General features: G+C 29.8%; 24 protein-coding genes. 10 read left to right on the forward strand and 14 right to left on the reverse strand.

Annotated features, from left to right (window positions below; genetic code table 11):
* A complete protein-coding gene (locus H3Z83_RS08925) occupies positions 1-1,695 on the reverse strand; it encodes a helix-turn-helix domain-containing protein (protein WP_182125134.1) in 1,695 nt (564 codons plus the stop codon).
* Positions 1,696-1,984: 289 nt separating this feature from the next.
* Here H3Z83_RS08925 and H3Z83_RS08930 point away from each other — a divergent pair, with 289 nt between their 5' ends.
* The 5 genes from H3Z83_RS08930 to H3Z83_RS08950 all read left to right on the forward strand — a co-directional run bounded on the left by H3Z83_RS08930 (position 1,985) and on the right by H3Z83_RS08950 (position 7,673).
* A complete protein-coding gene (locus H3Z83_RS08930; protein ID WP_182125135.1) occupies positions 1,985-2,503 on the forward strand; it encodes a class I SAM-dependent methyltransferase in 519 nt (172 codons plus the stop codon).
* 84 nt (positions 2,504-2,587) lie between these two features.
* Positions 2,588-3,802, forward strand: coding sequence for a glycosyltransferase family 4 protein (locus tag H3Z83_RS08935; protein ID WP_182125136.1), 1,215 nt, complete (start codon positions 2,588-2,590; stop codon positions 3,800-3,802).
* Position 3,803: 1 nt separating this feature from the next.
* Positions 3,804-5,084 (forward strand): glycosyltransferase family 4 protein, encoded by a 1,281-nt coding sequence (locus H3Z83_RS08940; RefSeq protein ID WP_182125137.1) that lies wholly within the window; start codon positions 3,804-3,806, stop codon positions 5,082-5,084.
* The gene (gene wecB / locus H3Z83_RS08945; RefSeq protein WP_182125138.1) at positions 5,081-6,166 is read left to right on the forward strand and encodes a non-hydrolyzing UDP-N-acetylglucosamine 2-epimerase; all 1,086 of its coding nucleotides are present in this window, start codon (positions 5,081-5,083) and stop codon (positions 6,164-6,166) included. Before H3Z83_RS08940 ends, wecB begins: the two co-directional genes overlap by 4 nt.
* A gap of 1 nt (position 6,167) precedes the next feature.
* A complete protein-coding gene (locus tag H3Z83_RS08950) occupies positions 6,168-7,673 on the forward strand; it encodes a lipopolysaccharide biosynthesis protein (RefSeq protein WP_182125139.1) in 1,506 nt (501 codons plus the stop codon).
* A gap of 130 nt (positions 7,674-7,803) precedes the next feature.
* On the opposite strand, the gene H3Z83_RS08955 is transcribed toward H3Z83_RS08950, so the two are convergent.
* The 12 genes from H3Z83_RS08955 to H3Z83_RS09010 all read right to left on the reverse strand — a co-directional run bounded on the left by H3Z83_RS08955 (position 7,804) and on the right by H3Z83_RS09010 (position 18,083).
* Entirely contained in the window at positions 7,804-8,385 is a 582-nt protein-coding gene (locus H3Z83_RS08955; protein ID WP_182125140.1) for a Crp/Fnr family transcriptional regulator, read from the reverse strand.
* Positions 8,386-8,629: 244 nt separating this feature from the next.
* Complete coding sequence (locus H3Z83_RS08960; RefSeq protein WP_182125141.1) at positions 8,630-9,196, reverse strand: Crp/Fnr family transcriptional regulator; 567 nt, start codon at positions 9,194-9,196, stop codon at positions 8,630-8,632.
* A 78-nt stretch (positions 9,197-9,274) separates the two neighbouring features.
* Positions 9,275-9,856 (reverse strand): Crp/Fnr family transcriptional regulator, encoded by a 582-nt coding sequence (locus H3Z83_RS08965; protein ID WP_182125142.1) that lies wholly within the window; start codon positions 9,854-9,856, stop codon positions 9,275-9,277.
* An 82-nt stretch (positions 9,857-9,938) separates the two neighbouring features.
* Positions 9,939-10,523 carry a Crp/Fnr family transcriptional regulator gene (locus tag H3Z83_RS08970; RefSeq protein ID WP_182125143.1) on the reverse strand — a complete coding sequence of 195 codons (585 nt, stop codon included), beginning with the start codon at positions 10,521-10,523 and terminating at the stop codon, positions 9,939-9,941.
* A 36-nt stretch (positions 10,524-10,559) separates the two neighbouring features.
* Complete coding sequence (locus H3Z83_RS08975) at positions 10,560-11,180, reverse strand: WbqC family protein (protein WP_182125144.1); 621 nt, start codon at positions 11,178-11,180, stop codon at positions 10,560-10,562.
* A complete protein-coding gene (gene lepB / locus H3Z83_RS08980; protein ID WP_182125145.1) occupies positions 11,180-12,760 on the reverse strand; it encodes a signal peptidase I in 1,581 nt (526 codons plus the stop codon). Before lepB ends, H3Z83_RS08975 begins: the two co-directional genes overlap by 1 nt.
* Positions 12,761-12,837: 77 nt before the next feature.
* Positions 12,838-13,539: a 4-hydroxy-tetrahydrodipicolinate reductase gene (gene dapB, locus H3Z83_RS08985; RefSeq protein ID WP_182125146.1), complete on the reverse strand. Its 702-nt coding sequence runs from the start codon at positions 13,537-13,539 to the stop codon at positions 12,838-12,840.
* 2 nt (positions 13,540-13,541) lie between these two features.
* The gene (locus H3Z83_RS08990) at positions 13,542-14,120 is read right to left on the reverse strand and encodes a DUF5683 domain-containing protein (protein WP_317167225.1); all 579 of its coding nucleotides are present in this window, start codon (positions 14,118-14,120) and stop codon (positions 13,542-13,544) included.
* The gene (locus tag H3Z83_RS08995) at positions 14,121-15,008 is read right to left on the reverse strand and encodes a ParB/RepB/Spo0J family partition protein (RefSeq protein WP_182125147.1); all 888 of its coding nucleotides are present in this window, start codon (positions 15,006-15,008) and stop codon (positions 14,121-14,123) included. It abuts the gene before it with no gap.
* A gap of 9 nt (positions 15,009-15,017) precedes the next feature.
* Positions 15,018-15,782, reverse strand: coding sequence for a ParA family protein (locus H3Z83_RS09000; RefSeq protein WP_182125148.1), 765 nt, complete (start codon positions 15,780-15,782; stop codon positions 15,018-15,020).
* A gap of 154 nt (positions 15,783-15,936) precedes the next feature.
* Positions 15,937-17,055 carry a DNA polymerase III subunit beta gene (gene dnaN / locus H3Z83_RS09005; RefSeq protein WP_182125149.1) on the reverse strand — a complete coding sequence of 373 codons (1,119 nt, stop codon included), beginning with the start codon at positions 17,053-17,055 and terminating at the stop codon, positions 15,937-15,939.
* Between the two features lie 83 nt (positions 17,056-17,138).
* Positions 17,139-18,083 (reverse strand): lipid A deacylase LpxR family protein, encoded by a 945-nt coding sequence (locus H3Z83_RS09010; protein ID WP_182125150.1) that lies wholly within the window; start codon positions 18,081-18,083, stop codon positions 17,139-17,141.
* A gap of 66 nt (positions 18,084-18,149) precedes the next feature.
* Here H3Z83_RS09010 and ppk2 (H3Z83_RS09015) point away from each other — a divergent pair, with 66 nt between their 5' ends.
* Both ppk2 (H3Z83_RS09015) and ppk2 (H3Z83_RS09020) read left to right on the forward strand, forming a co-directional pair.
* Positions 18,150-19,010, forward strand: a complete 861-nt coding sequence (gene ppk2, locus H3Z83_RS09015) for a polyphosphate kinase 2 (RefSeq protein ID WP_182125151.1) — start codon at positions 18,150-18,152, stop codon at positions 19,008-19,010.
* 2 nt (positions 19,011-19,012) lie between these two features.
* Positions 19,013-19,792 carry a polyphosphate kinase 2 gene (ppk2, locus tag H3Z83_RS09020; protein ID WP_182125152.1) on the forward strand — a complete coding sequence of 260 codons (780 nt, stop codon included), beginning with the start codon at positions 19,013-19,015 and terminating at the stop codon, positions 19,790-19,792.
* A gap of 6 nt (positions 19,793-19,798) precedes the next feature.
* Here the strand turns inward: ppk2 (H3Z83_RS09020) and H3Z83_RS09025 are convergent, their stop codons facing one another.
* On the reverse strand, positions 19,799-20,431 hold the full coding sequence (locus tag H3Z83_RS09025) for a low molecular weight phosphatase family protein (protein WP_182125153.1): 633 nt from the start codon (positions 20,429-20,431) through the stop codon (positions 19,799-19,801).
* 71 nt (positions 20,432-20,502) lie between these two features.
* On the opposite strand from H3Z83_RS09025, the gene H3Z83_RS09030 reads away from it, so the two are divergent.
* The 3 genes from H3Z83_RS09030 to H3Z83_RS09040 all read left to right on the forward strand — a co-directional run.
* Positions 20,503-21,051, forward strand: coding sequence for a Smr/MutS family protein (locus tag H3Z83_RS09030; RefSeq protein ID WP_182125154.1), 549 nt, complete (start codon positions 20,503-20,505; stop codon positions 21,049-21,051).
* A 16-nt stretch (positions 21,052-21,067) separates the two neighbouring features.
* Complete coding sequence (locus H3Z83_RS09035) at positions 21,068-22,207, forward strand: cysteine desulfurase family protein (RefSeq protein WP_182125155.1); 1,140 nt, start codon at positions 21,068-21,070, stop codon at positions 22,205-22,207.
* A gap of 385 nt (positions 22,208-22,592) precedes the next feature.
* The coding region (locus H3Z83_RS09040) for a proprotein convertase P-domain-containing protein (protein ID WP_182125156.1) at positions 22,593-24,359 on the forward strand (1,767 nt) is incomplete at its 3' end.

The following is a 24,359-nucleotide window of genomic DNA, read 5'->3' on the forward strand; positions in this document are numbered from 1 at the left end:
TTATTCCTCAAGAGATTTTAAAAATACTGAAGGAGTTACTCCCATTTGCTTTTTAAATGCTCTCGTAAATGCAGAAGCGTTGGTGTATCCTAATTCTTCTGCTAAAGCTTGAATAGAATATTTTCTAAAGGTTTTATTGTTTTTTAATTGATCTACTACGTATTCAATTTTAAGTCTAGTATAATGTTGCTTAAATGATTCATCATTATATTTATTAAAAACAAAAGAGACATAGGTTGAGTTCGTTTTTAAACGATCAGCTATTGTTGATATTGAAAAATCAGGTTTTAAAAAATCTAAATTAGATTTTACTTTTTTTATTTCATCTAAGATGTTGTTTTCTAGAGTTTCATCAATATTATATTCTTTTTTCTCAACCTCTTCAGTTTTTTGCTGATTAATAGTTTTTATAAGAGTTCTTTTTTTCTTTCTTTCTATCCTTAACATAAAAGTAACAATAATAATCAACGCAGATAATAAACCGATAAAAGCAGTTATTAAATTCGTACGTTTCTCATCTTCTCTATTTCTTATTTCAGAATTTAATTTTTGAATTTTATCAAAGTCTGTTGTATATAATGAGTTAAAGGTCTTTTCTTTATTTTCCTTAGCCAAATTAAATTGTTCTAGTGTTAGTTTCGAGTACTTGTAGGCACTATCAATTTTATTAAGTTGATTATATTGGTTAGAAAGAATGTCGTACATCGTAATTAACTTACTTCTCCTGCATTTTTCTTTTTTATCATTTATAATTTTGTAAGCATAGTAAATTGTCGAATCAGATTTGTTTAAAAAATTATAACAAATAGCTTTCTGAAAAAACTCTCTATGTTTATAATGATAACCATTACTAATTTTACTGTAATTGTTAATTACTTCTATAGCTTTTTTATACTCTTTTTTAGCGATTAAAACTTCTGTTTTTCTAAAATTGTAAATTATTTCAGAGTCATTATGTAAAGGAGTGAATTTTTTTGTAACCAGATATGCTTTGTCATAATAGTAATTGGCTGAATCGATATAAAACTCATTACCTACCTTACGGCTTAAATCCATATAAGCATTTCCAAGGCTATTAGTAATGTTAGCTTTTTGTTGTAAAAAGTAATTGTCTTTTAAAAGAGTTTTAAAAATATCTGATTTAGTATCCTTATATGCGCTTAATAATATGGTTTTAGCTTCGTTTTCAATATTTAAAGCTTTTTTAATAATAGCTTTAGAAGTTTTTATAGTTAATTTATGCCTAAAGTATTTTGTGCTTTTTTTTGGGGTACTCTCATTAGTATTTTGCATTTGAGTTAAATATTCAAATGCTTTGTTATAATCTTCTTGGTTCTTTTTAATCCAAAACAATCTATTATATGCTGATATTTGTAAATCAAAATAAAATTGTTCTTTGTTGAAATAGGGTGGAAGTTTTTTTACTTCATTCAACAAATTAAGAGCTGTTTTTTCTGATTTAAGGTATTTTTTTTGTCTATAATAAATATAAGCTTCAACAGATAAAACGCTAATTTTAGTTTTTCTTTTTTTAGAGGATTTTAGTTTTTTGATAAAATATAAAGTACTGTCATTATTTATGTCTTTATAAAATTCCATTTTTTCTAAATGAATAGAATCTAGTAAAGAAGTTTGAGATAAAGTTTTAATTGAAAAAAAAATAATTATTAGAAAGGTAAGAAAAACTTTATTCATTTTTAAATATTAATAGTTAACAACGGGTCTATTAGAAACACTGTATTTAATAGTCAAATATAAAACATATTTACCATGCATTTTATAAAATGAACAGGTTAGTGTTTTAAGAGTCCTAAATTATAGATGTATGTTTGCTTTAATAATAAACCTTTATTAAAAAGAGAGAGGAGAATTGCTATTTAATGTGAAAATAAAAAGAGGCCAAAAAGCCTCTTTTTATTTTCACATTAAATATGATTGTTAAGGAATTAAAATTACTCTACATTTGTTATATTAAATATCAATAATGTATATAACTATTCCAGAGAAAAGATATCAACACACACTTAAGTTTTTAAAAAAACACATACCAACACCAGCAGTAATATTAGATTTAGGAATTAGAAATCCCTTTTCTGAAATAATGGAAGCAAATGGGTACACAGTTTATAACACTGAAGGTGAAGATTTAGATTTATTACCAGAGATTGTTAAGAAATATAATGTTCAAGTTGTTACTGCTTTTGAAATTTTTGAACATTTAATAGCTCCGTTTAATGTTTTAAGAGAAATTGAAACTACAAAAATAGTAACGACAATTCCTTTAAAATTATGGTTTGCTAATGCTTATAGGAGTAAGACAGATATGTGGGATAGGCATTATCATGAATTTGAAGACTGGCAATACGATTGGTTATTAGAAAAATCAGGATGGAAAATTATAGATTCAGAAAAATGGACTAGTCCTATTAATAAAATAGGTTTCAGACCAATTTTAAGAAAATTTACACCTAGATATTATGCCGTTTATGCCGAAAGAAAATAAAACATTTAAAAGAGGTGAAATTCCTGAATTATGGGATGGTAAAGGAACTGAAAGAATTTTAAAAAAATGTATTAGCTTTTTATCATGTGTTATATAGCTATGGTTGTAGACGCTTCTTATCCTAATGACATAAGGGTTAGAAAAGAGGCAGAATCATTATCAGATAATGGTAGGAAAGTTGTAGTAATTTGTCCAAGAAAAAAAAATGAACCTAAAATAGAAAAGATTAATGGTGTAGATATATTTAGAATAGGGGCTAATTATTCGAATACTAAAAAAGGATTATTCGATATTTTTGAAAGTATTTTTAATATAAATCCATTGTTTTTTTTCGGAATAAAAAAGGCGATGAAAAAATATGATATAGCGTTTCTTCATGTACACGATTTACCATTGGCTGGTACAGGTTATATGTTTAAATCAAAAGTTAAAAAAATAATTTTAGATTTACATGAAAACTACCCTGAAGCATTAAAAACTTGGTTTGTATGGAAGAAAAGTCTGATAATTAGATTCAAGAATTTTTTATTTATGAATCCTGTTATTTGGACAAAAAAAGAAAAAAGGTATTGTTTGAAATACGATAAAGTAATTTGTGTAGTTGAAGAAATGAAACACAAATTAATTTCTAAATTTACAATAACGTCAGATAAATTTATAGTTGTATCCAATCAAGAGAAAAAAGAATTTACTTCGAATTTCGAAAAATCAAAAGAACAAAAAATTATAAGTTCAAATGTATTTTCAATAACGTATGTTGGTGGATTAGGACCTCATAGAGGTTTAGATACTGCTATTAAAGCAATGCCTTTAATTTTAGACAAAATACCCGAAGTAAAGCTTTTTATTGTAGGTAAAGGAAGTAAGAGTGTTGAAGATAAGTTACAAGAAACAGCGAAGCAGTTTAATGTTGAAAGTAAAGTAAGTTTTATAGGTTATAGGCCATTTGATGAAGTTCCTGCTATTATGATGAATTCTGATATAAACATAATACCACATAAGTCAAACGGACATACTGATAATACAATACCTCATAAATTATTTCAAATAATGATGAGTAAAAGCTCTTTATTGGTAAGCTCATGTAAACCTTTAAAACGAATAGTTGAAAAATATAATTGCGGTGTTGTTTTTAAAGCTGATGATAAACAGGATTTTGCGGATAAAGTAGTGTTATTGTTTAACGAGAAAGAAAAATTTCAAGAAAAGAAAGTAAATGGATATAATGCCGTTGTAATGAAAGGAGAAAATTGGGAAGAAGAAAGCATCAAATTAAACAATTTATATAATAACTTATAGCTTGAAAGTTTTAATAATTACATATTATTGGATTCCAGCTGGTGGATCAGGTGTGCAACGTTGGCTGAAGTTCGTAAAGTATTTACGAGATTTTAATATAGAACCTGTTGTGTTTACTGTTGATAAAGCAAATTATCCTATTACAGATATTTCACTGCAAAAAGATGTTCCAGAAAATATAGAGATTATTAGAAATTCAATTTGGGAACCTAACGATGTTTTGTCACTCTTCAAGAAGAAAAATACAAAAACTAGTGCTGGGTTTTTAAATCCGAATCCGTCTTTCTTTGAAAGAGTTTTACAATATATAAGAGCAAATTATTTTATTCCGGACGCTAGAAAATTCTGGGTAAAGCCATCGGTAAAGCACTTAAAAAAATATCTTTCAGAGAATAAAGTTGATGCAATTATAACAACAGGTCCACCACATAGTTTACACTTAATAGGTTTAAAATTAAAAAGAGAACTTGAAGTAAAATGGATTGCCGATTTTCGTGATCCTTGGACAGATATTGATTATTTTCATCAACTACCGCTAACAGAAAAATCAAAAAAGAAACATCGTCAATTAGAGGGAGAAGTATTGAAGAATGCAGATGCGTCTTTAGTTGTTGGTAAAACGATGAAAGAGAATTATAAAAAGTTTTCCAATAATATTCATGTTATAACAAATGGATATGACTCTGAGCAAAATAATGTTGCTAAAGTGATTTTAGATCAAAAATTTTCATTAACCCATATTGGGTTAATGAATGCTGATAGAAACCCGAAGGTGTTATGGAAAGCATTGTTTGAACTGAGTGAGGAAAATGAAGAGTTTAAAAGTGATTTAGAAATAAAATTGATAGGTAAATTAGCTGAAGAAGTTGAGCAGGAATTGTCTAAATATCAATTTAAAAATGTTTCTAAAATAAATTATGTGCCTCATACAGAAGTACAACAGTACCAACAAAAATCTCAAGTATTATTATTAGCAATAAATAAAGTTCCGAGTGCAAAGGGAATTATTACAGGCAAGATTTTTGAATATTTACAAGCAAAACGTCCTATCTTAGCAATTGGTCCAGAAGATGGAGATTTGGCTGAAATACTAAAAGAAACCAGTGCAGGGTCAATCGTTGATTTTAATGATGTTGAAAAAATAAAAAGTACTATAATGAGTTTGTATTCAGTATATAAAACGAACTCTTTAAAAGTATCTTCAAAAAATATAGAGCAATATCATCGAAAAAGTCTAACAGAACAATTATCAAAAGTGATTAAAGACGTAGTGAATTCTTGAAAAAAATAGTAACAATATTAGGAGCAAGACCTCAGTTTGTAAAAGGAGCTGTATTAAGCAGAGTGATAAGAAAGTATAATGATTTTGAAGAAATTATTGTACATACAGGTCAGCATTTCGATGCTAATATGAGTGCAGTTTTCTTTGAAGAAATGCAGATACCTAAACCCAAATACAATTTAAATATTAATGGTTTAAGTCACGGGGCGATGACTGGTCAGATGCTTGAAAAAATTGAAGAAATTTTACAAGAAGAAAAACCTGATGCTGTTGTTATTTACGGAGACACAAATTCAACAATTGCTGGTGCTTTAGCAGCAAAGAAACTCCATATTAAAGTTGTTCATATAGAGGCTGGTTTACGATCTTTTAATATAACAATGCCAGAAGAGGTAAATAGAATTTTAACTGATAGAATAGCCGATTTATTAAGTTGTCCAACTGATGTTGCAATGAGTAATTTGGTTAATGAAGGATTTGATAATTTACCATCAATAGTTGAAAAACATGGTGATATTATGAAAGATGCTGTAGAGTTTTATAGTAAGTTTTCAGAAGAGAAATCAACTGTGATAGATAATTTAGATTTAAAGAAAAACGGTTTTGTATTAGCAACTATTCATCGTCAAGAAAATACAGATAATGAAGAGAAATTAAAAGAAATATTCTCTGCATTAGATGAGATACATAAAGAAACTAGAGTAATACTTCCTTTACATCCTAGAACTCAAAAAAAGTTAAGTAAATACGGGATTAAAACTAGTATAACTTGTATTGATCCTGTTGGTTATTTTGATATGTTAGAATTACTTAAAAATTGTAGTTTGGTAATTACCGATAGTGGAGGTTTGCAAAAAGAAGCTTTTTTTAATAAAAAACACTGTGTTGTTGTTCGTGAAGAAACCGAATGGATTGAATTGGTAGAAAATGGTTTTGCAAAGATTACAGGAACAAATCATCAAAGAATAGTTGCTGCTTATCAAGAGTTTTTAAAGTCAAATAAAAGCTTTAAAAAAGAGTTGTATGGGAATAACGTGGGAGAGAAAATTTATCAGTCAATAAAAAAACTAATTCAAGCATAAATTGGGAATCGTATTTAGGCAATCGTTAAAAAATACCATCATAATCTATCTAGGTTTCTTAATAGGTGGTATTAATACATTGGTTTTATATACTCGTTTTTTAAAAGACGAATATTATGGTTTGGCTACGTATGTATTTTCGGCATCTAATTTAATAATGCCAATTACAGCATTTGGAGTACATTTTACTATTGTTAAGTTTTTTTCAGGATATAAATCAAAAGAACAAAAGGATAAGTTCTTAAGTTCTGTGATTTTTCTGCCATTATTCATGGCTATACCGATAGGTTTTTTCTGGGATTATTTTCATGATTGGATACTAGATTTTATAGCTAAAAGTAATTCGAAAGAAAATTTAATTATTGAGAATTATACATTCTGTATATATGTAATTGCAGTTTCATGTGCTTATTTCGAGGTTTTTTATTCATGGGCAAAAGTTCAGATGCAATCTGTTTTTGGTAATATTTTAAAAGAATTGTACAATAGGGTAGCGGTAATGATACTGTTATTTTCTGTGTACTTTAATTTTATTACTAAGCAAGAGTTTATTTATTATATATCATTTGCATATATTTTAAGAGCTTTGATAATGATGCTATATGCATTTACGTTATACTTACCTAAGTTTTCGTTTTCATTACCAAATAATTTCAAGGAAGTTTTACGTTACACTTTTTACATTATTCTAGCCGGAAGTGCAGGAGCAATTATTTTAGATATTGATAAAGTAATGATTCCTGGTAAAGAAGGGTTTGAAACAGCAGCTTATTATGCAGTGGCTGTATTTATAGGTTCGTTTATTGAAGCACCGAGTAGGGCAATGGGACAGATATTACAACCATTAACATCTAAATCTATTAATGAAAATAATCAGCAAGAAACAGAAAGTTTATATAAAAAGAGTTCGATAAATTTACTGTTAATTGGAGGCTTATTTTTTATACTCGTAAATTGTAATGTTAGCGAGTTATTTAGGCTAATGCCAAATAAAAATTATGCAAAAGGTGGAATGTTAGTTGTTTTAATGATTTCGTCAGCGAAGTTGTTTTTAATGTTGTTAGGTACTAACGGAGCAATAATTACTAATTCTAAGTTTTATAGAATAACATTGCCAATTGGGTTAGGTATGGCTTTATCAGTTTATGCTTTAAATAATTATTTTTATAATGATTTAAATATGGGTACAGAAGGTTTAGCCTTAGCAACTTTAATTTCGGTTTTACTATTTAATTCTTTTAAGATATGGTTTGTGAAGAGTAGATTTAAAATAACACCTTTCACGAATAAAACATTATTGATGATTTTCTTGATTCTAACACTGTTTTTGGTGTTTTATTTCTGGAATTTTAATGTACCCCAATTATTTATTAATAAATTCCCTATTCATCCAATAATAAACATCTTATTAAAAAGCATAATTATTGTAATTGTATATGTGTTTATTGTTGTTAAGCTTTCTGTTTCGAATCAAATAAACACTTTGGTGTCTAAGTATTGGAAATAAAAAAGACTTACTCACACAAAGGGAATAAGTCTTTATTAAGGGGTTTGAAATAATATAAGGGGTTATTTCGGATGCAAATATATATTGAATTCGCATACCAAAAGTTAACATATGTTTATAAATCAATGAGTTAGGTGTTTTTTAATAATTTCTTTTTAATTCTACTTAACTGTACAGGTGTAATATTCAGGTAAGAAGCTATATGGCGTTGAGAAATTAAGTTGTCAATATTAGGAACTCTCTTTCTTAATAATAAATATCTTTCTGTAGAGGTGTGAGTAGAAATATCTAAGATAACATTTTCAGCTTTTAAATATGAGTCCTCTAGCGTTTTAATATAGAGTAAACTTAGTTCGTGATGGTTTAATGTTAGTTCTTTAAACTTTAAGAAATCAGCTTTGTAACCAGTAACTTTTGTTAATGCTTGGTAGTTTAATTCAGATGGAGTATTTTTTATAACTGCAGATAAACTGCTTGCGACTTGCCCGGGAGTAAAAATATTCCTAGTAATTTCTTTTCCGTCTTCTGTTTCAAGGTAAGATCTAATTAAGCCAGTTTTTATAATGAAGAATTCTGTAGGGTATTCGTTTGATTTTATGAAAAAATCCAAAGCATTTATTTCAGAATAGGTAAGAATCCCTTCAAAGAGAGATATTATATTCTCAGGTAAATCAATAAACTGATAGAGAAATTTTTCTATATCATTTTTCATAAAAAGGGTAAATTAACAAGTTATTTCCAATTAAGGAAGTGTTAAATTATGAAAAATACAGGTATAAAAAAAAGTATAAACGCAAAAATCAGACCTACATAAGGGGACGTAAGTCTGATAATTGAAAAAACTATTAAATAAGGGGGTAGTTTTCTCTATTAAAAAAATGTAACTTGTTAATTACTCTACAAATATATATAGGATTAAGAATGTGCGCATTAACATATGTTAATGGATTAAAATTTTAACATTTTTTCCTGATTCGGCTTAATTGTACAGGTGTGATGTTTAGGTAAGAAGCAATGTGGTATTGATTAATTAAATTATCAATATTTGGAATTTGTTGTTGTAGCTTTTTATACCTATTAGTGGCGTCTAGTAAGGTAAGGTCTAGTATTTTAGATTCTTCTCTAATGTATACTTTCTCTAATACTTTATAATGAAATATTGAGAGGTCGTGATGCTTTAAAGATAACTTGTAAAAATCTTCATAATTACACTGTAAAACCTCGCAGTCTGTTAAGCACTCATAAATTAAATTAGATGGTTCTTTGGTAATTAAAGAACTTAAATTTCCCGTGGTGCCTATAGGCGTGTATATAGTTCGAGTATATTCTTTGCCTTTATCATCAATTACAAAAGCCCTTACAATTCCAGATTTTAAAATATAAAAATTAGCAGGAACTTGCCCTATTTTAACAATTTTATGATCTTTTAAAAAAGTTGTCGATGTTGTTAAAGCAGCGAATTTTTTATACGAATCGTCTGATATGTTGTGAAAATTATAAACAAAACTTTTAAAAAAATCCATAACTGAAAATAAGTTTTAGATGAAGTTCACTCAAATTTACATTAATTTTAAATAAAAAACTAATAAGGTTATATGTAATTAAGATTCTCCACTAGCTAATTTTTTACGTATCCTACTTAATTGAATAGGTGTGATGTTTAAATAGGATGCTATTTGGTATTGAGGTATTTTATTCTCAATATTAGGAGCTACTTTTTTTAAGCGTAAATAACTTTCAGTAGCATCAAGAGTGGCTAGGTTTGTCAATCTATTTTCTATGCGGGTATATACTTTTTCTAATACTTTAGAATATAATATACATAAGTCATGATGTTTTTCGGTGAGTTTTTTTAACTCTTTAAAATTCGCTTTTAAAACAATACAGTCTGTTAAACATTGGTATTCTGCATTAGAAGGTAATTCGTAAACTAAAGAAGGTAATGAGCATACAACTGAATATTTTGTAAAGATGCTTCGTGTATATTCACTTCCGTTTTCATCAATAATGTATGATCTTACTAAACCATCTTGAACTAAGTAAAAGTATTTTTGAACTTTGCCTTGAGGAGCTATTATGAATTTTTTGCCAAATCGTTCAACTGAAAATAAATTTTGAAATTCTTTTAATGATTCTTCCGATACTTTAGTGTGTTCATTTGCAAATGCTCTAAAAAAATCCATAAATTTAAGATGAAGGGTTATCTCAAATTTACATTATTTTTTTTATATACTTAATAAGAGTAATGTAGTTTAGTGAATAAGATTATTTGCTAGATAATTTCTTTCGTATTCTACTTAGTTGAATTGGGGTGATGTTTAAGTAAGAAGCTATTTGGTACTGTGGGATCTGATTTTCAATACTTGGAGCTATCTTTTTTAAATGTAAGTATCTTTCTGTAGCTTCAAGTGTTGTTAAGTGTGTTATTCTTCTTATTAATTCAGAGTATGATTTTTCTAAAATTTGGATATATAATTTTGAAATATCATGATGTTTATCAACTAAATTTAAAAAGTCATCTAAATCAGCAATTAATATTTTACAGTCAGTTAAGCAATGAAAATTAACATTAACATTATTTACGTTTGGTTGATTTATAATTGACTTTAATGAAGCCATTACAGACATAGGTAAGAATAATGTTCGTATAACTTTCTTTCCTTTTTCATCATTTAGATACGAACAAGTAATCCCTTCTTTTATTAAAAAGAATTTCCCTTTTGTTTGATTGTATCCAGCTATTACGCTTCCTTTTTTATATGTTTTTAAACTAAAAATTTGTCTAAACTCATTTCTTGAATTGGAAGATAGTGGATCGAATTCAGATAAAAACTGATTTATTGTATCCATTAAAATAAGAAATAGTTAAGTGCAGGGGGAGTACTCTTATCTCAAATCTACATTAATTTTTTCTAAAAAGCTAATAGCGTTAGGCCCCTCCATAAAAAGTAAATCTAAAATAGATAGATTTGGAATGAATCCATACTTATCATCAAACATCTGTATGTATGTGTCCATTTCTATTTCTACGCCATTTTTAGCAAGGTCTAAACTTCTGAAATCATCCATGTAAGGAATTAGCTCATAAGCTTTAGTTTTCTTATAAGAAGTATCCATTTGTAAAGCATCGGTTACAAATAAATGAGTATCTATGTTTACGTCTTGTAAGAAGTGATATTTCTTGTTGAATAATGCTGCTAAATCATCTTCGAAAAACTCAAAGAAAGGTGAAGATCTATATGCAGATTGCAATGATTTAAAATGCTGTTGCTGCCACGGAAAATCATTTTCAATAATGGTATCTTTTGTTTTCTTTCTGCCTTCTTTAGTTAAATGTTTTACAGGAATATTTAAAGCAAGCTTACCGTTGGCGCCATAAATATAACATCGGTTACGATAGGTTTGTTTTTGGTAATTGTCTTCAAATTCAAACGTAACAGAATCCGATTGGTAAATTGCTGCATATTGCGAAATAGGTGCAAAGTATGTTGGAATAAAAAGTGCCACTATGCTTTCTTTTTTCCTTTTCTAAAACTATAAACAGTGTATCCGGCTATTAATAAAAGAACTAACCATAGATACGACGTTGGTTTACCACTTCCGCCAACAGTTGTAAACATTCTATCCCAACGGATAGATTGTAGTTTAGCTATAAAGTTAGGTGCATTAGGATCCCAACTTAACCAAATCATAACAGGTTTACCTACTACATGGTCAAATGGTACATAACCCCAGTTTCTAGCGTCTAAAGAGTTTTGACGGTTGTCACCCATCATCCAATAATAATCTTGCTTAAAAGTATAGTTTTTAGCTTTCTTACCATTAATGTAAATATCGTTACCAAAAATAGTTAAATCATTATTCTCATATCGTCTAATAACTTGTTCATAAAACGGAATTGTGTTTTCGTTTAATTCAACTGTAGCTCCTTTTTTAGGGATATAAATTGGTCCAAAATTATCATGAGACCAAGCATATTTAGGATTGTGAGGAAACATAGACTTGTCATAAGTTCCCTTTGGAGTTAAATGTTTTTCAATGCTTTTTACTATTGGGTTTTTAGCAATTAAAGCAGCTTCATCATCAGTTAAATTTAAATAGTATCTTCCGTCATTAAGTAATTTACCTTCACGAATATTGTATCTATTTAAGGCTCCTTGTGAAAATTTTTGACCATCAGTATCAACAATGTGCATCCATTGCGGTTTTGCTCTGTCCGGTAATACAGTTTTTTTATTGTTGATAAAAACATAACCATCACGAACTTCTAGAGTGTCTCCAGCAATACCAGTAGCTCTTTTTACATAGTTTGTTCTTTTGTCTAGTGGTTTGTAGGTTGCTTTTCCAGAACGATCTCCCCACATTAAAGCAAGAGTGTCTGCAGGCCAACTAAATACAACGATGTCGTTACGTTTAATTTTTTGAAAACCAGGTAAACGCATGTATGGTAATGATAGCTTATTTAAAATACCATCTTTGTTTTTATCATCAGATAAAAATGATTTAGTTCCTAAAACAGGAATTGTATCATGTGCCATTGGAGCAGCAACAGTTGTACTAGGTATACGTGCTCCGTAATGAAATTTACTAACAAATAAATAATCTCCTACTAATAAAGTTTTTTCTAAAGAAGAAGTAGGTATCGTATACGGTTGCATAAAATACGTATGCACTAAAGTTGCAGCGATAATAGCAAAAGCGATTGAGCTAACCCATTCACCTAAACCAGATCTTGGTTGTAAGCTTCTGTTTTCAACATAATTAGCATCCGTAGCATAATTAATATAGTAGATGTAAAAACCTAAAGTAAGAATTGCTAAAATGGTATCTTTTCTTTGATTAAATCCAAAACTTCTACAAGTTTCTACCCAAATAATAGGAAACATTAATAAATTAACGATAGGAACAAATAATAAAATAACCCACCATTTTGGGCGATTGATTATTTGCATTAAAACAATAGCGTTGTATACTGGTACTGAAGCTTCCCAAGCTTTTCTTCCTGCTTTAACATATAATTTCCAAGTTCCTAAGAAGTGTATAACTTGAATTATTAAGAAGAATAAAAACCATTCTGTAAATGTCATAATGTATATATTTTGTTTCCTGTATCAGGAATGAAATTCAATATTATTTGTATTAATTTTTAAGAATTGTTACGTTATTAACCTAAGTTTAACACATCTCTCATCGTGTAAACACCAGTCTTGTTAACTAACCATTCTGCAGCAATAACAGCACCTAAAGCAAAGCCTTGTCTGTTATGAGCTGTGTGTTTTATGTCTATAGTATCAACTTCTGACGCATATGTAACAGTATGTGTTCCTGGTACATCAGGAGTTCTAATCGCAGAAATAGCAATAGAATCAGTATTTGTTTTAGAACCTAATTCCCAATTATTTTTATTGGTGTTTTCAATGATACCTTCAGCTAAAGTAATTGCAGTTCCACTTGGAGTATCCAGTTTTTTTGTATGATGAATTTCTTCAATTGAAACATCATACTGATGCAAAGTATTCATCATTTTTGCAAGCTGATTATTTAATTCAAAAAAAACATTTACCCCTAAACTAAAGTTAGAAGCATAAATAAAAGCTCCTTTTTCTTTATGGCATAACTCAACAATATCATTATATTTATCTAACCAACCTGTGGTACCAGAAATAATAGGAACATTATTGTTTATACAATTACTAATGTTTTTGTAAGCAGAATCAGGTATGCTAAAATCTATAGCGATGTCAGCATTATTGATATCATATTCTTCTTTTCCTGAAGTCTTAATAATAATTTCATGACCTCTTTGTAAAGCAATTTTTTCAATTTCTTTACCCATTCTACCATAACCAAGTAAGGCAATCTTCATTTTTAAAAAGAATATTTTAGTGTTAATCCTAATTTGGGAGCTTCGACCAACAATGGGTCGGTCTTAATCATCGGATTTATAGATAGGCTATCATCTGTGTCAAATTGCAATAAGTGTGCATTTACACTAGCTTCTACAATTTGCAAAACATATAATAAAACACCTGTTAAAAGAGATAGGTCTCTGTTTTTACGCAATGTTTTTTGTGCGCTTTCTAATCCTGCAGTTGAAATTAGCGTGTTACCGTTTTCGTCGGTAAATTCATCTTTTAATCCTTGCGATCGAAGTTTAAAAGCGGTTCTAAAACGATCGTACTCGTTACTATTATCAATGTAAAAATATACACTCGTACCTATTGCAGCCCAAACGATGGGAGCTTTCCAATATTTTTTGTTGTAAATCTGTCCTCCTCCTGGAAAAATAGCAGAATAAAATGCTGCTTTCGAAGGGGAAAGTGGATTGTATTTGTCTGCTCCAAACTTTAATTGTTTGGCTCTAATAGCTGTTGAATCTTTTTGAGCAAACGAAGTTTGAGATAAAAAAAAACAACAAAAAACAAATATGATAAGGCGAGTATTCACTTATTTTAATAAGTTTTTAATACGGTTAAAGTCTTCTTCTGAATGAAAAGGAATTGAGATCTTCCCTTTTCCTTTACTGTTTATACTTACATCGATTTTATGACCAAAATAATCGCTAATATCTTTTACACTATCAGAAATAAAGTTAGGTAATGCTTTCTTTTTTGCTGTTTTAGTAATAGTACCGCCTTTTAAATCTTTAACTAACTCTTCAGTTTGACGAACAGATAATTTATCACGAACTATTTTTTCGTAAATGTTTAATTGATCAGAATTACTATCAACACTTATCAATGCACGACCATGCCCCATAGATATAAACCCGTCTCTCATTCCTGTTTGAATGATTGGGTCTAACTTTAAAAGGCGTAAATAGTTTGTAATTGTTGATCTTTTTTTACCAACACGAATACTCATTTCTTCTTGAGTAAGATTGATTTCATCAATTAAACGTTGGTAAGAAAGAGCTACTTCGATAGGGTCAAGATCTTTACGTTGAATATTTTCAACAATAGCCATTTCAAGCATTTCTTGATCATTAGCTAAACGAATATATGCCGGAACTGTTTTGTTTCCAATTAATTTAGAAGCTCTAAAACGACGCTCACCAGATACTAATTGAAAATTGTTATTAGATAGTTTACGAACAGTTATTGGTTGAATAACACCTAGTTCTCTAATCGAACTCGCTAATTCACGTAAGGCTTCTTCATCAAAATAGGTTCTAGGTTGGTATGGATTTACTTCAATTGAATTTAGTTCAATTTCAATAATATTTCCAACTAATTTATCAGCATTTTTGTCTTCTGCTGAATTTACTTCAGCAGTTTCTTTTAATAAGGCTGATAAACCTCTACCTAAAGCTTGTTTTTTGGTTGCTTTTGCCATTTACAGTAATTATGCGTTTTTAGTTAAGATTTCGTTTGCCAAATTTAAGTAATTTACGGCTCCTTTACTCGTTGCATCGTATGAAATTATGCTTTCACCGTAACTAGGTGCTTCACTTAAACGAATATTTCGATGTACAATTGTATCAAAAACCATAGAACTGAAGTGCTTGCGCACTTCTTCAACAACTTGGTTTGATAATCGTAAACGAGAATCGAACATGGTTAATAATAATCCTTCGATATCTAAATCAGGATTATGAATTTTTTGAACACTTTTAATAGTGTTTAATAGTTTCCCTAAACCTTCTAATGCAAAATACTCACACTGAATCGGAATTATTACAGAATCGGCAGCTACTAAAGAGTTTAAAGTAATTAAACCTAAAGATGGAGCACAATCAATTAAAATATAATCGTAATCATCTTTTATTTCAGTTAATGCTTTTTTAAGCATAAACTCTCTTTCTTGCTTATCAACTAGTTCTATTTCAATAGCAACTAAATCGATATGGGCAGGAATTAAATCTACATTGGGAGACTCTGTTTTAAGAATTGTTTCTTTTGCAGATACTGTATGTTCTAAAACTTGATACGTTCCGTATTCAATACTTTCAACATCTAAACCTAAACCAGAAGTTGCATTTGCTTGTGGATCGGCATCAATTAATAATACTTTTTTTTCTAAAACACCTAATGACGCCGCTAAATTAACAGTAGTAGTTGTTTTACCAACTCCACCTTTTTGATTTGCAATTGCAATAATTTTACCCATTTTTTATAAAAAGTTTGAAAGAGGTAAATTTACAATTATTTATCACTTTTAAAAGGGAAAGATGTTAACAATAAGGTAAAGTTGATTTAAGTTTACTAAAAAGAAAAGCCTCAGAGTTTAATCTGAGGCTTTTTATATAATAAGTGTTTTTTTATTATCCGTTTAACATTACAGGCATTACAAGCATTGTTACTTGTTCTCCTTCGTCAGTTCCATCAATCGGAGTTAAAATCCCAGCTCTGTTAGGTAAAGACATTTCAATTAAAACATCATTAGCGCTTAAGTTGTTTAGCATTTCGCTTAGAAAACGAGAGTTAAAACCTATTTGCATGTCATCACCTTGGTAATCACAGTGAAGGCGCTCATCAGCTTTGTTAGAGTAGTCTAAATCTTCTGCAGAAATGTTTAATTCAGTACCCGCCATTTTTAAACGAATCTGGTGTGTAGTTTTACTTGAAAAAATAGAAACACGACGAACAGAGTTTAAGAACGAAGCTCTATCAACGGTTAATTTATTAGGGTTTTCTTTTGGAATTACTGCTTCGTAATTTGGATATTTTCCATCAATTAAACGACATACTAAAACTACATTATCAAAAGTAAATTTAGCGTTAGTGTCATTATATTCTATAGTTACGTTGTTTTCTGAACCTCCTAAAATTCCTTTTAATAAGTTTAAAGGTTTTTTAGGCATGATGAATTCTGCTGATTTATCGGCAGTAACATCTGTACGAGTGTATTTTACTAATTTATGAGCATCAGTAGCAACAAAAGTTAATTCTTTCGAGTTAAACTGAAAGAATACACCACTCATTACTGGTCTTAAATCATCATTTCCAGCTGCAAAAATTGTTTTAGAAATCGCTGTAGCTAAAATATGAGATGGAATTTCTGTACTGATAGGTGATGGTAATTCGACAGCTTTAGGGAATTCTTCTCCACTAAAATATGCCATGTCATACTTTCCTTGCTCAGAAATAATTTCAATTGTGCTTTCGCTTTCAGCTTTAAATGTTAAAGGTTGTTCTGGAAACGTTTTTAAAGTATCTAATAATAAACGAGCATTAATTGCTATCGCTCCAGTATCTGTACTTTCAACTTCAACTACCGATGACATGGTAGTTTCAAGATCTGATGAAGAAATTTTAAGTTCATTGTTTGCTAACTCAAACAAGAAGTTGTCTAAAATTGGTAATGTATTATTACTGTTGATTACCCCTCCTAAAACTTGTAATTGTTTTAATAATTGAGAGCTAGATACGATAAATTTCATTTAGTATAGTTTCTATTATTAGATTTACAAATATATCTTAATTTGATGATTTTAAAAATAATTTTTTCACCAATTAAAAATGATTAATTAAACTGATAATTTAATTGTATGGTGCCGTAAAAATTTCCTTTAGGAACTCGTTCGCTTTTTAGTTTTTTTGAATGATAGTTTACTGCATATCCAAAATTAAACCTATTTGCAGTAAATCGAATACCAATTTCTGTGGTAAATTTAAAAGGTTCTATATCAAAAGTAATGAGACTGTTATTGTTTAAAAAACTACCTTGAATAGTTGCGTCGTAAGCAATATAACTTAATATAGGTTTTATGTAAATAAACGATTCAATTTCATTGTTGTAATTTGTTGAATTGTTGTTTAGGTTCCCGTTAAATGCAATTGAGTTTATGATATTTTGCAATGGTTTTAGTCCAATTCGTCCGTAAAATCCAGTTGAGAAATCTGTGTAAACGGTTCCTAGTTTAGCATTGTTAATCCAATTAATATCTAAGTAATTATTTTTGGCTAAATTCTTTATGTAACTAGCATTTAAGTTTAGAGCGAAGGCTTCCGAGATTTGGTATTTCCATCCAATAGCTTTTTTAAATCCATAAATATCATGAATTAAATCTTGAAGTTCCCATCCTAAAGCAGAAGGGCCTATTATTCCAATTTGTAAAGAGGTTTTTAAAATTGATTCATTTTTGTAAAAACGGTTAACACCAAAATTTCCATATAAGTGTCCTGCAAAAGGGCGATCATGATCGCCATGTAGCTCAACTGTGGATTTAAATGGAGTGTACATTTCATGTCCTAATTGAATCTCGTAAATTTTCTTTTCTAAATTTTGATGCTTTTGGTTACTTAAATAGCGGTAAGTAAAAAACATTCCATTTGTGTAGTATCTATCTTGATGAGTTGAAATGTATAAGTCATTGTCGTTTAAAAAACTAAACTCTTTAGCGTACTTTCTTTGAGAAACGACGCTGATTGAGGTAAGGATAAATAAAAAGAGGGTTATTTTTTTCATAGATGCTAATATCGTCTTATTTTAGCAAAAGACAGAATTAATTTTCCGATAATTATAGCGCTTTTTATGATAGAAAAAAAAGAAAAACTTACGATAGCTGATTTTGAAAGTGTGTCAACGAATGAGGAGTTATTGGCGATTATAAAAAAGAAAAATATTTCAATTGAAAAAGTTGAAGTAAAATTAAACTACGAAAGTGAGTTAAAAAAATTGCAGATAGAGTTGGTGAAGTTGCAGCGGTGGGTTGCAAAAAATAATAAAAGAGTTGCAGTTATTTTTGAGGGTAGAGATGCTGCTGGTAAAGGAGGGAGTATACGTCGTTTTATGGAGCATTTAAATCCGCGTTCTATGCGTTTGGTGGCTTTAAATAAGCCTACGGTAGTAGAAAAAGGGCAATGGTATTTTCAGCGATATATAAAAGAATTGCCAAATCCTGGAGAGATTGTTTTTTTCGATCGTAGTTGGTATAACAGGGCAGTTGTAGAACCAGTTATGGGTTTTTGTACTGAAGAGCAGTACAAAACTTTTTTAGTGCAGGTGCCTGAGTTTGAGCATATGTTATATGAAGATGGGGTTACAATTATTAAATTCTGGTTATCAATCTCTAAAGAAGAGCAATTGCGTCGTTTTGATGCTAGAAATGATAATCCTTTAAAAAGATGGAAATTTAGTCCGGTAGATAAAAAAGGACAAGAGCTATGGGATAAATATACCTTTTATAAAGACGAGATGTTTAGTAAAACTCATACTACTTATAGCCCTTGGATTGTTGTAAAAACAAATGATAAAAAGAAGGCAAGGGTAGAGTGTATGCGACATGTATTATCTCAGTTTAATTATGATGGGAAAGAAGAATCGCAAACAGTGTTGAATCCAGACCCGAATATTGTAATGCGTTATTATCGTTCTGTAAAACAGTTAGATTAATTATGGAAAAGTTAACTCAGAGAGATGTAAATAAATTAAGTTCAACGAGGGGTTTAAAAGCATTATTGTCAAAATCTTTTAATTTAGAAAGAGCGATTCGTTATGTAGATTACGAGCGAAAGTTAAAAAAGTTGCAAGTAGAATTAATCCGAATGCAAACCTGGGCAATTCAAGAAAGTGAACGTATTATCATAATTTTTGAAGGTAGAGATGCTGCTGGTAAAGGTGGGGCAATTCGTAGAATTACAGAGCGAATAAATCCTCGTCATATGCGAATTATAGCATTACCAAAGCCTAATGAGGATGAAAGAACTCAATGGTATTTTCAGCGTTATGTAGAGCAGTTTCCTAAGGCTGGAGAAATTGTTTTTTTCGATCGAAGCTGGTATAATCGAGCGGTAGTAGAGCCTGTAAACGAATTTTGTTCTGAGGAAGAATATCAAATATTTATGAATCAGGTGAATGATTTTGAAAGGATGATTATGGAATCTGGTATTCGATTGGTGAAAATTTATATGTCGATCAATAAAAAAGAGCAAGCAAAGCGATTTGGAGATATTAAAAACAATCCATTAAAACAATGGAAAATGACTCCTGTTGATGAAAAAGCGCAAGAGCTTTGGGATGATTATACGAAATACAAAAGAGCTATGTTTTCTAAAACGAATACTAAAAAATCGCCTTGGAAAGTAATTCGTGCAAACAGAAAAACAATAGCAAGAGTAAATGTGATCAACCACATTTTAAAAAGTATACCGTATGATAAAAATACAGAAGTTTAATTCTCTTTAAATGTTATTTTTTACTAATTCGAAAATAAAATAAACTTCAGCAGCAATCTGCTTGCTAGTTTGTAAATAGGTCTCTTGAGTTAAATCAGTATTGTCAGATTTTTTAGGGTCTGAATAGGGTAAGTGAAAACGTTTTATTGCATCTGGAATAAATGGGCAGTTTTCATCAGCATTATCGCAAGTTGTAATTGCAATATATGGATAGCTATTTTGAGGGTTATCATAAGTTTTCGAAAACCCTAAAATTGATTTTTTTGTGTTGTTAAAAGAGATTAAATAGCGTGGGTTTTGATGAGAGAAATCAACTACATTAAATTCAAAACCTGTTTTTTGTAGACTTTTTACGGTGTTTCTGTGAAACGAAGTGGTTTCAGTACCTCCAGAGTAGGAATAAATGTTTGCTAGATTAAAATATTCAATAGCAAAAAAACTCCATACTTGCGCAAATTGACTTCTACGAGAATTATGTGTGCAAATAAAGTTTAGGTTAATTTTATCTCTGTCTAAGTATTCGTTAGTAATTGAGGTAGCAATTTTTGTTAACAAGGTTTTTCGATCGTTAGTTAAAACTACTTCCTTTTTTGCTTCTTCAAAAAATACTTTTGTATTGATATTTTTAGTGTTTATCATTTATTTACAGTTCTTTTGCAATGCAAAAATACAAGCTAACATTCAAAGTGTTAATTAAATAAAGGTTAAGGATGTGTTTAGAAATCGGTAATAAAGTAGCTGTTCTCGATGCGGATATTAGAGGAATCATAATAAATATAGAGAAAGAGGTCTTTTTTGTTAAAGATTTAGATGGAATGGTGTATGGTTTTTCTAGATCGGAATTGGTGAGAATTGAAGAAGATCAAAATGTTTTGAGTAAATATCTTGATATTAACAATTCTTTATTAAAAGAAAAAATGCATCCGAAGGAGAAGAAGAAAAAAACTGTTTTTGTTAAAGATAAAAAGGAAGTGGTAATGGAAGTTGATTTGCATGCTGAGAAATTAGTGAAATCAACTAGAGGATTAGATAATTACGATATTTTAAATTTGCAGATAAGTACAGCAAAAGCAAAATTAGAATATTGTGTTCGAAAGAAAATTTCTAAAATTGTTTTTATTCACGGAGTAGGTGAAGGAGTTTTAAAAACAGAATTACAGTTTTTGTTTAATAATTATCCAGTAAAATATTACGATGCATCATATCAAAAATACGGAGCTGGAGCAACAGAAGTGTATATTTATCAGAACGCTAATTAATTGTATTTTTGCGCCTATGAAATTAGTTTATTTAGATAATGCAGCTACAACACCAATGTTGCTTGAGGTAATTGAGATAATGCATGAATCAATGCAAAATAATTTTGGAAATCCTTCATCTACACATCAGTTTGGTAGAAGAGCTAAAGCTGCTGTAGAAACTGCTAGAAAAAATATAGCAAAACACTTTAATGTTTCTTCAAGTGAGATTGTTTTTACAGCAGGTGGTACGGAAGCTGATAACTTAGTGTTGTATAATGCTGTGCAAAATTTAGGAGTGAAAAGAATTATTACTTCTAAGGTAGAACACCACGCAGTATTAAGAACAGTAGCGCATTTACAAGAAAAATATAAAATAATTGTAGATTATGTTAGGGTAAATAAGAATGGAGCTGTAATAATAGAAGACTTGGAAGCTGTTTTAGGTAAGTCTGATGAAAAAACATTAGTCAGTTTAATGTATGTGAATAATGAAATAGGTAATTTATTACCTATTAAAGAGGTTGCGGAAGTATGTAAAAAGCATGAGGCTTATTTTCATTCAGATACGGTGCAGGCAATAGGGCATTATGAGATTGATTTGCAAAACACCCCAGTTGATTTTATAGCAGCGAGTGCACATAAGTTTCATGGTCCTAAAGGAGTGGGGTTTGTGTATGTGAAAAAAGGTGTTTCTGTTAAGCCAATGTTGTATGGTGGTGAGCAAGAAAAAGGAGTTAGGTCGAGTACAGAGAATGTACATGCAATTTTGGGGATGGAAAAAGCTTTGGAAATTGCTATTGATAATATGGAGGGTGATAGAGAGAGGATTAACAAGTTGAAATTGTATTTTATAAATGAATTAAAGTATTATTTTAAAGATGTTGAATTTAATGGGGAGTCTGATAATGTTGAAAAAAGTAGTTATACAATATTAAATGTGCGTTTTCCTGTAAAAGATAAAATGTTGCTATTTAATTTAGATTTAGCAGGAATTGCTGTTTCAGGAGGAAGTGCATGTCAAAGTGGAGCGAATAAAGGTTCGCATGTGTTGAGTGCTTTTTTAAATGAAGAAGAAGCGGAGAAAACATCGGTGCGTTTTTCGTTTAGTGGTTTAACTACAAAGAATGACATTGATTTTACAATTGAAAGTTTGAAAAAAATAATTAAAGCTTAAAATAAGCTGTTTTAAGCAGTTTTTTATGGTGTGCTGGTGTGGTTGGTTTTGTTTTTTTTAATTATTAATTAAATTAATTAATATCACCTCATTTGTATTGTGAATAGTTATTTTAAATATGTTTTGAATAAATTTTAATTATAGTTGTTTTTTTTTAAGATTTTTTTGTGACTTTTTTAAAAAAAAAGTTTCTAAATATTTGAGAAGAAGTATTAATAATTATATTTGTATTACTTATTAAGTTGGCCCCCCGAACTATATATGTTAACACAATGGTATTGTGTTGGTAATGTTAGTGTTGGGGATTTTTATTGTCTCAAACATTTTATAAAAAGATTAAAAAATAGTACCCGAACATTGTTTGGGTTATGTTATATATAATAATATGGAGAAAAATTACATGTCTTTTTTTAGTGAGCTAAATTTAAGCGAGAAATTAAATTTGTGGCTAGCAATAGTTTTTTTACTTTTTTCTAACTTAATTTTTTCACAGACTTGTAGTACAACTACAGTGTCCCCTGGTACAGCAATACTAGATAATACAACATTTAATACTACAATAACTGTTTCTAGTAATGTTAAAATAACTGATGTAAATATAACACTTGATGTTACTCATACACATAATAAAGATTTAGACATATTTTTAGTGCATCCTGATGGTACAAGAGTAGAGATAATTACAGATAAAGGAGGAAATGGAAATGGCTTCAATATTTTGTTTGATGATGAATCAATAAATTCTTTACCTGGTAATGGTAATGGTGATGTTTTTATTGAGGATAATTATATACCTGAAGATAGTTTTGGGTTGGCAACATTTGATGGTAGAATGTCATCAGGTGATTGGGTGTTAGAAATTACTGATGATGCTGGAAGTGATATTGGAGTTTTAAACTCTGTGTCATTGGAAATATGTGGTAACGATCCTTGTACAAATGGAGCAATAGTTGGAACTATTACAGATTATGATCCTGATGCAGATGGTATTAATAGTTTATGTGATTTAGATAATGATAATGATGGTATTTTAGATGCTAATGAAGGTCTATGTGTTACATCTTATTCTGGTAACTTCACAGCGCTAGCTCCGAGTCTGACTTCAGGAGATTTGGATCATGATTTTGTTAATGTTTTTGGTTCTGGAATTAATCTTAATATTTTAACCTCATTTAATAATGTTGGTGGTGGGGTTATTGCAATGGGAACTAATACTTTGATATTAGGGCAAGACGGAACAGATTCTAATGATGATACACAAAACTCTTCTGTTGAATTTGTTTTTTCGGAGAATGTTAAGTTAAATAATTTTATCATTGGTGATATTGATGTTAATGATTTTCAAGATGAAGTAAATGTAGTCGCTTATGATCAAAACGGAACTTTAGTTCAGTTAGATATAAGTTTTGGTAGCGATTTAACATATAATTCAGTTTTGAATAGATATTCTACGCCATCTGGAGGAGCGCTTTATGATACTCCAGAGCATCAGTTAAATATATCATCCGATACACATGTAAAAAGAATAGTTGTTACAAATTATCTAGGTAATGGTGGTGGATTTACTAACCCTGGTTATCAAGCTATTGAGTTTGTTAGTTTAGACTTTTGTACTGTTTTAGATACCGATTCTGATGGAACACCAGATTATTTGGACACAGATTCAGATAATGATGGATGTTTTGATGCTATTGAAGGAAGTGGAAATTTTACTATTGATGATTTAACCCCTAGCAATAATTTAGCAAATGGAAATGAAGGGGCTGTCAATGGAGAAGGGGTTCCAACTAATACAGGTAGTCCGCAAGGAGTTGGAACCAGTGCAACATTTACTGCTGATGCTATACCAACTTTAATAATAACAAACCCAACAGCTGTATGTAGTCCATCTACAGTTGATATTACCGTTGCATCTGTAACAGCAGGTAGTACATCTGGGACGCTTACTTATTGGACAAACTCAGCAGCAACAAGTTCATTGGCTACACCAACTGCAGTTGGTGCAGGTACTTATTATATAAAATTAACAGCAACAAGTGGTTGTTATGAGGTTGAGCCTGTAGTAGTAACGTTAAGTCCAGCACCAACAGCTGATGCAGGAAGTGCGGCAAGTATTTGTGCAGGAGATGATTTTACAGCTTCAGCAACAGCT

Source organism: Tenacibaculum pelagium, assembly GCF_014062345.1.
Taxonomy (GTDB): domain Bacteria; phylum Bacteroidota; class Bacteroidia; order Flavobacteriales; family Flavobacteriaceae; genus Polaribacter; species Polaribacter pelagius.

Coding starts and splice junctions, on each gene's coding strand:
- H3Z83_RS08925 (WP_182125134.1), bottom strand. CDS start 1,695: ATGAATAAAGTTTTTCTTACCTTTCTAATAATTATTTTTTTTTCAATT.
- H3Z83_RS08930 (WP_182125135.1), top strand. CDS start 1,985: ATGTATATAACTATTCCAGAGAAAAGATATCAACACACACTTAAGTTT.
- H3Z83_RS08935 (WP_182125136.1), top strand. CDS start 2,588: ATGTGTTATATAGCTATGGTTGTAGACGCTTCTTATCCTAATGACATA.
- H3Z83_RS08955 (WP_182125140.1), bottom strand. CDS start 8,385: ATGAAAAATGATATAGAAAAATTTCTCTATCAGTTTATTGATTTACCT.
- H3Z83_RS08960 (WP_182125141.1), bottom strand. CDS start 9,196: ATGGATTTTTTTAAAAGTTTTGTTTATAATTTTCACAACATATCAGAC.
- H3Z83_RS08965 (WP_182125142.1), bottom strand. CDS start 9,856: ATGGATTTTTTTAGAGCATTTGCAAATGAACACACTAAAGTATCGGAA.
- H3Z83_RS08970 (WP_182125143.1), bottom strand. CDS start 10,523: ATGGATACAATAAATCAGTTTTTATCTGAATTCGATCCACTATCTTCC.
- lepB (WP_182125145.1), bottom strand. CDS start 12,760: ATGACATTTACAGAATGGTTTTTATTCTTCTTAATAATTCAAGTTATA.
- dapB (WP_182125146.1), bottom strand. CDS start 13,539: ATGAAGATTGCCTTACTTGGTTATGGTAGAATGGGTAAAGAAATTGAA.
- H3Z83_RS08995 (WP_182125147.1), bottom strand. CDS start 15,008: ATGGCAAAAGCAACCAAAAAACAAGCTTTAGGTAGAGGTTTATCAGCC.
- H3Z83_RS09000 (WP_182125148.1), bottom strand. CDS start 15,782: ATGGGTAAAATTATTGCAATTGCAAATCAAAAAGGTGGAGTTGGTAAA.
- dnaN (WP_182125149.1), bottom strand. CDS start 17,055: ATGAAATTTATCGTATCTAGCTCTCAATTATTAAAACAATTACAAGTT.
- H3Z83_RS09010 (WP_182125150.1), bottom strand. CDS start 18,083: ATGAAAAAAATAACCCTCTTTTTATTTATCCTTACCTCAATCAGCGTC.
- ppk2 (WP_182125151.1), top strand. CDS start 18,150: ATGATAGAAAAAAAAGAAAAACTTACGATAGCTGATTTTGAAAGTGTG.
- ppk2 (WP_182125152.1), top strand. CDS start 19,013: ATGGAAAAGTTAACTCAGAGAGATGTAAATAAATTAAGTTCAACGAGG.
- H3Z83_RS09025 (WP_182125153.1), bottom strand. CDS start 20,431: ATGATAAACACTAAAAATATCAATACAAAAGTATTTTTTGAAGAAGCA.
- H3Z83_RS09030 (WP_182125154.1), top strand. CDS start 20,503: ATGTGTTTAGAAATCGGTAATAAAGTAGCTGTTCTCGATGCGGATATT.
- H3Z83_RS09035 (WP_182125155.1), top strand. CDS start 21,068: ATGAAATTAGTTTATTTAGATAATGCAGCTACAACACCAATGTTGCTT.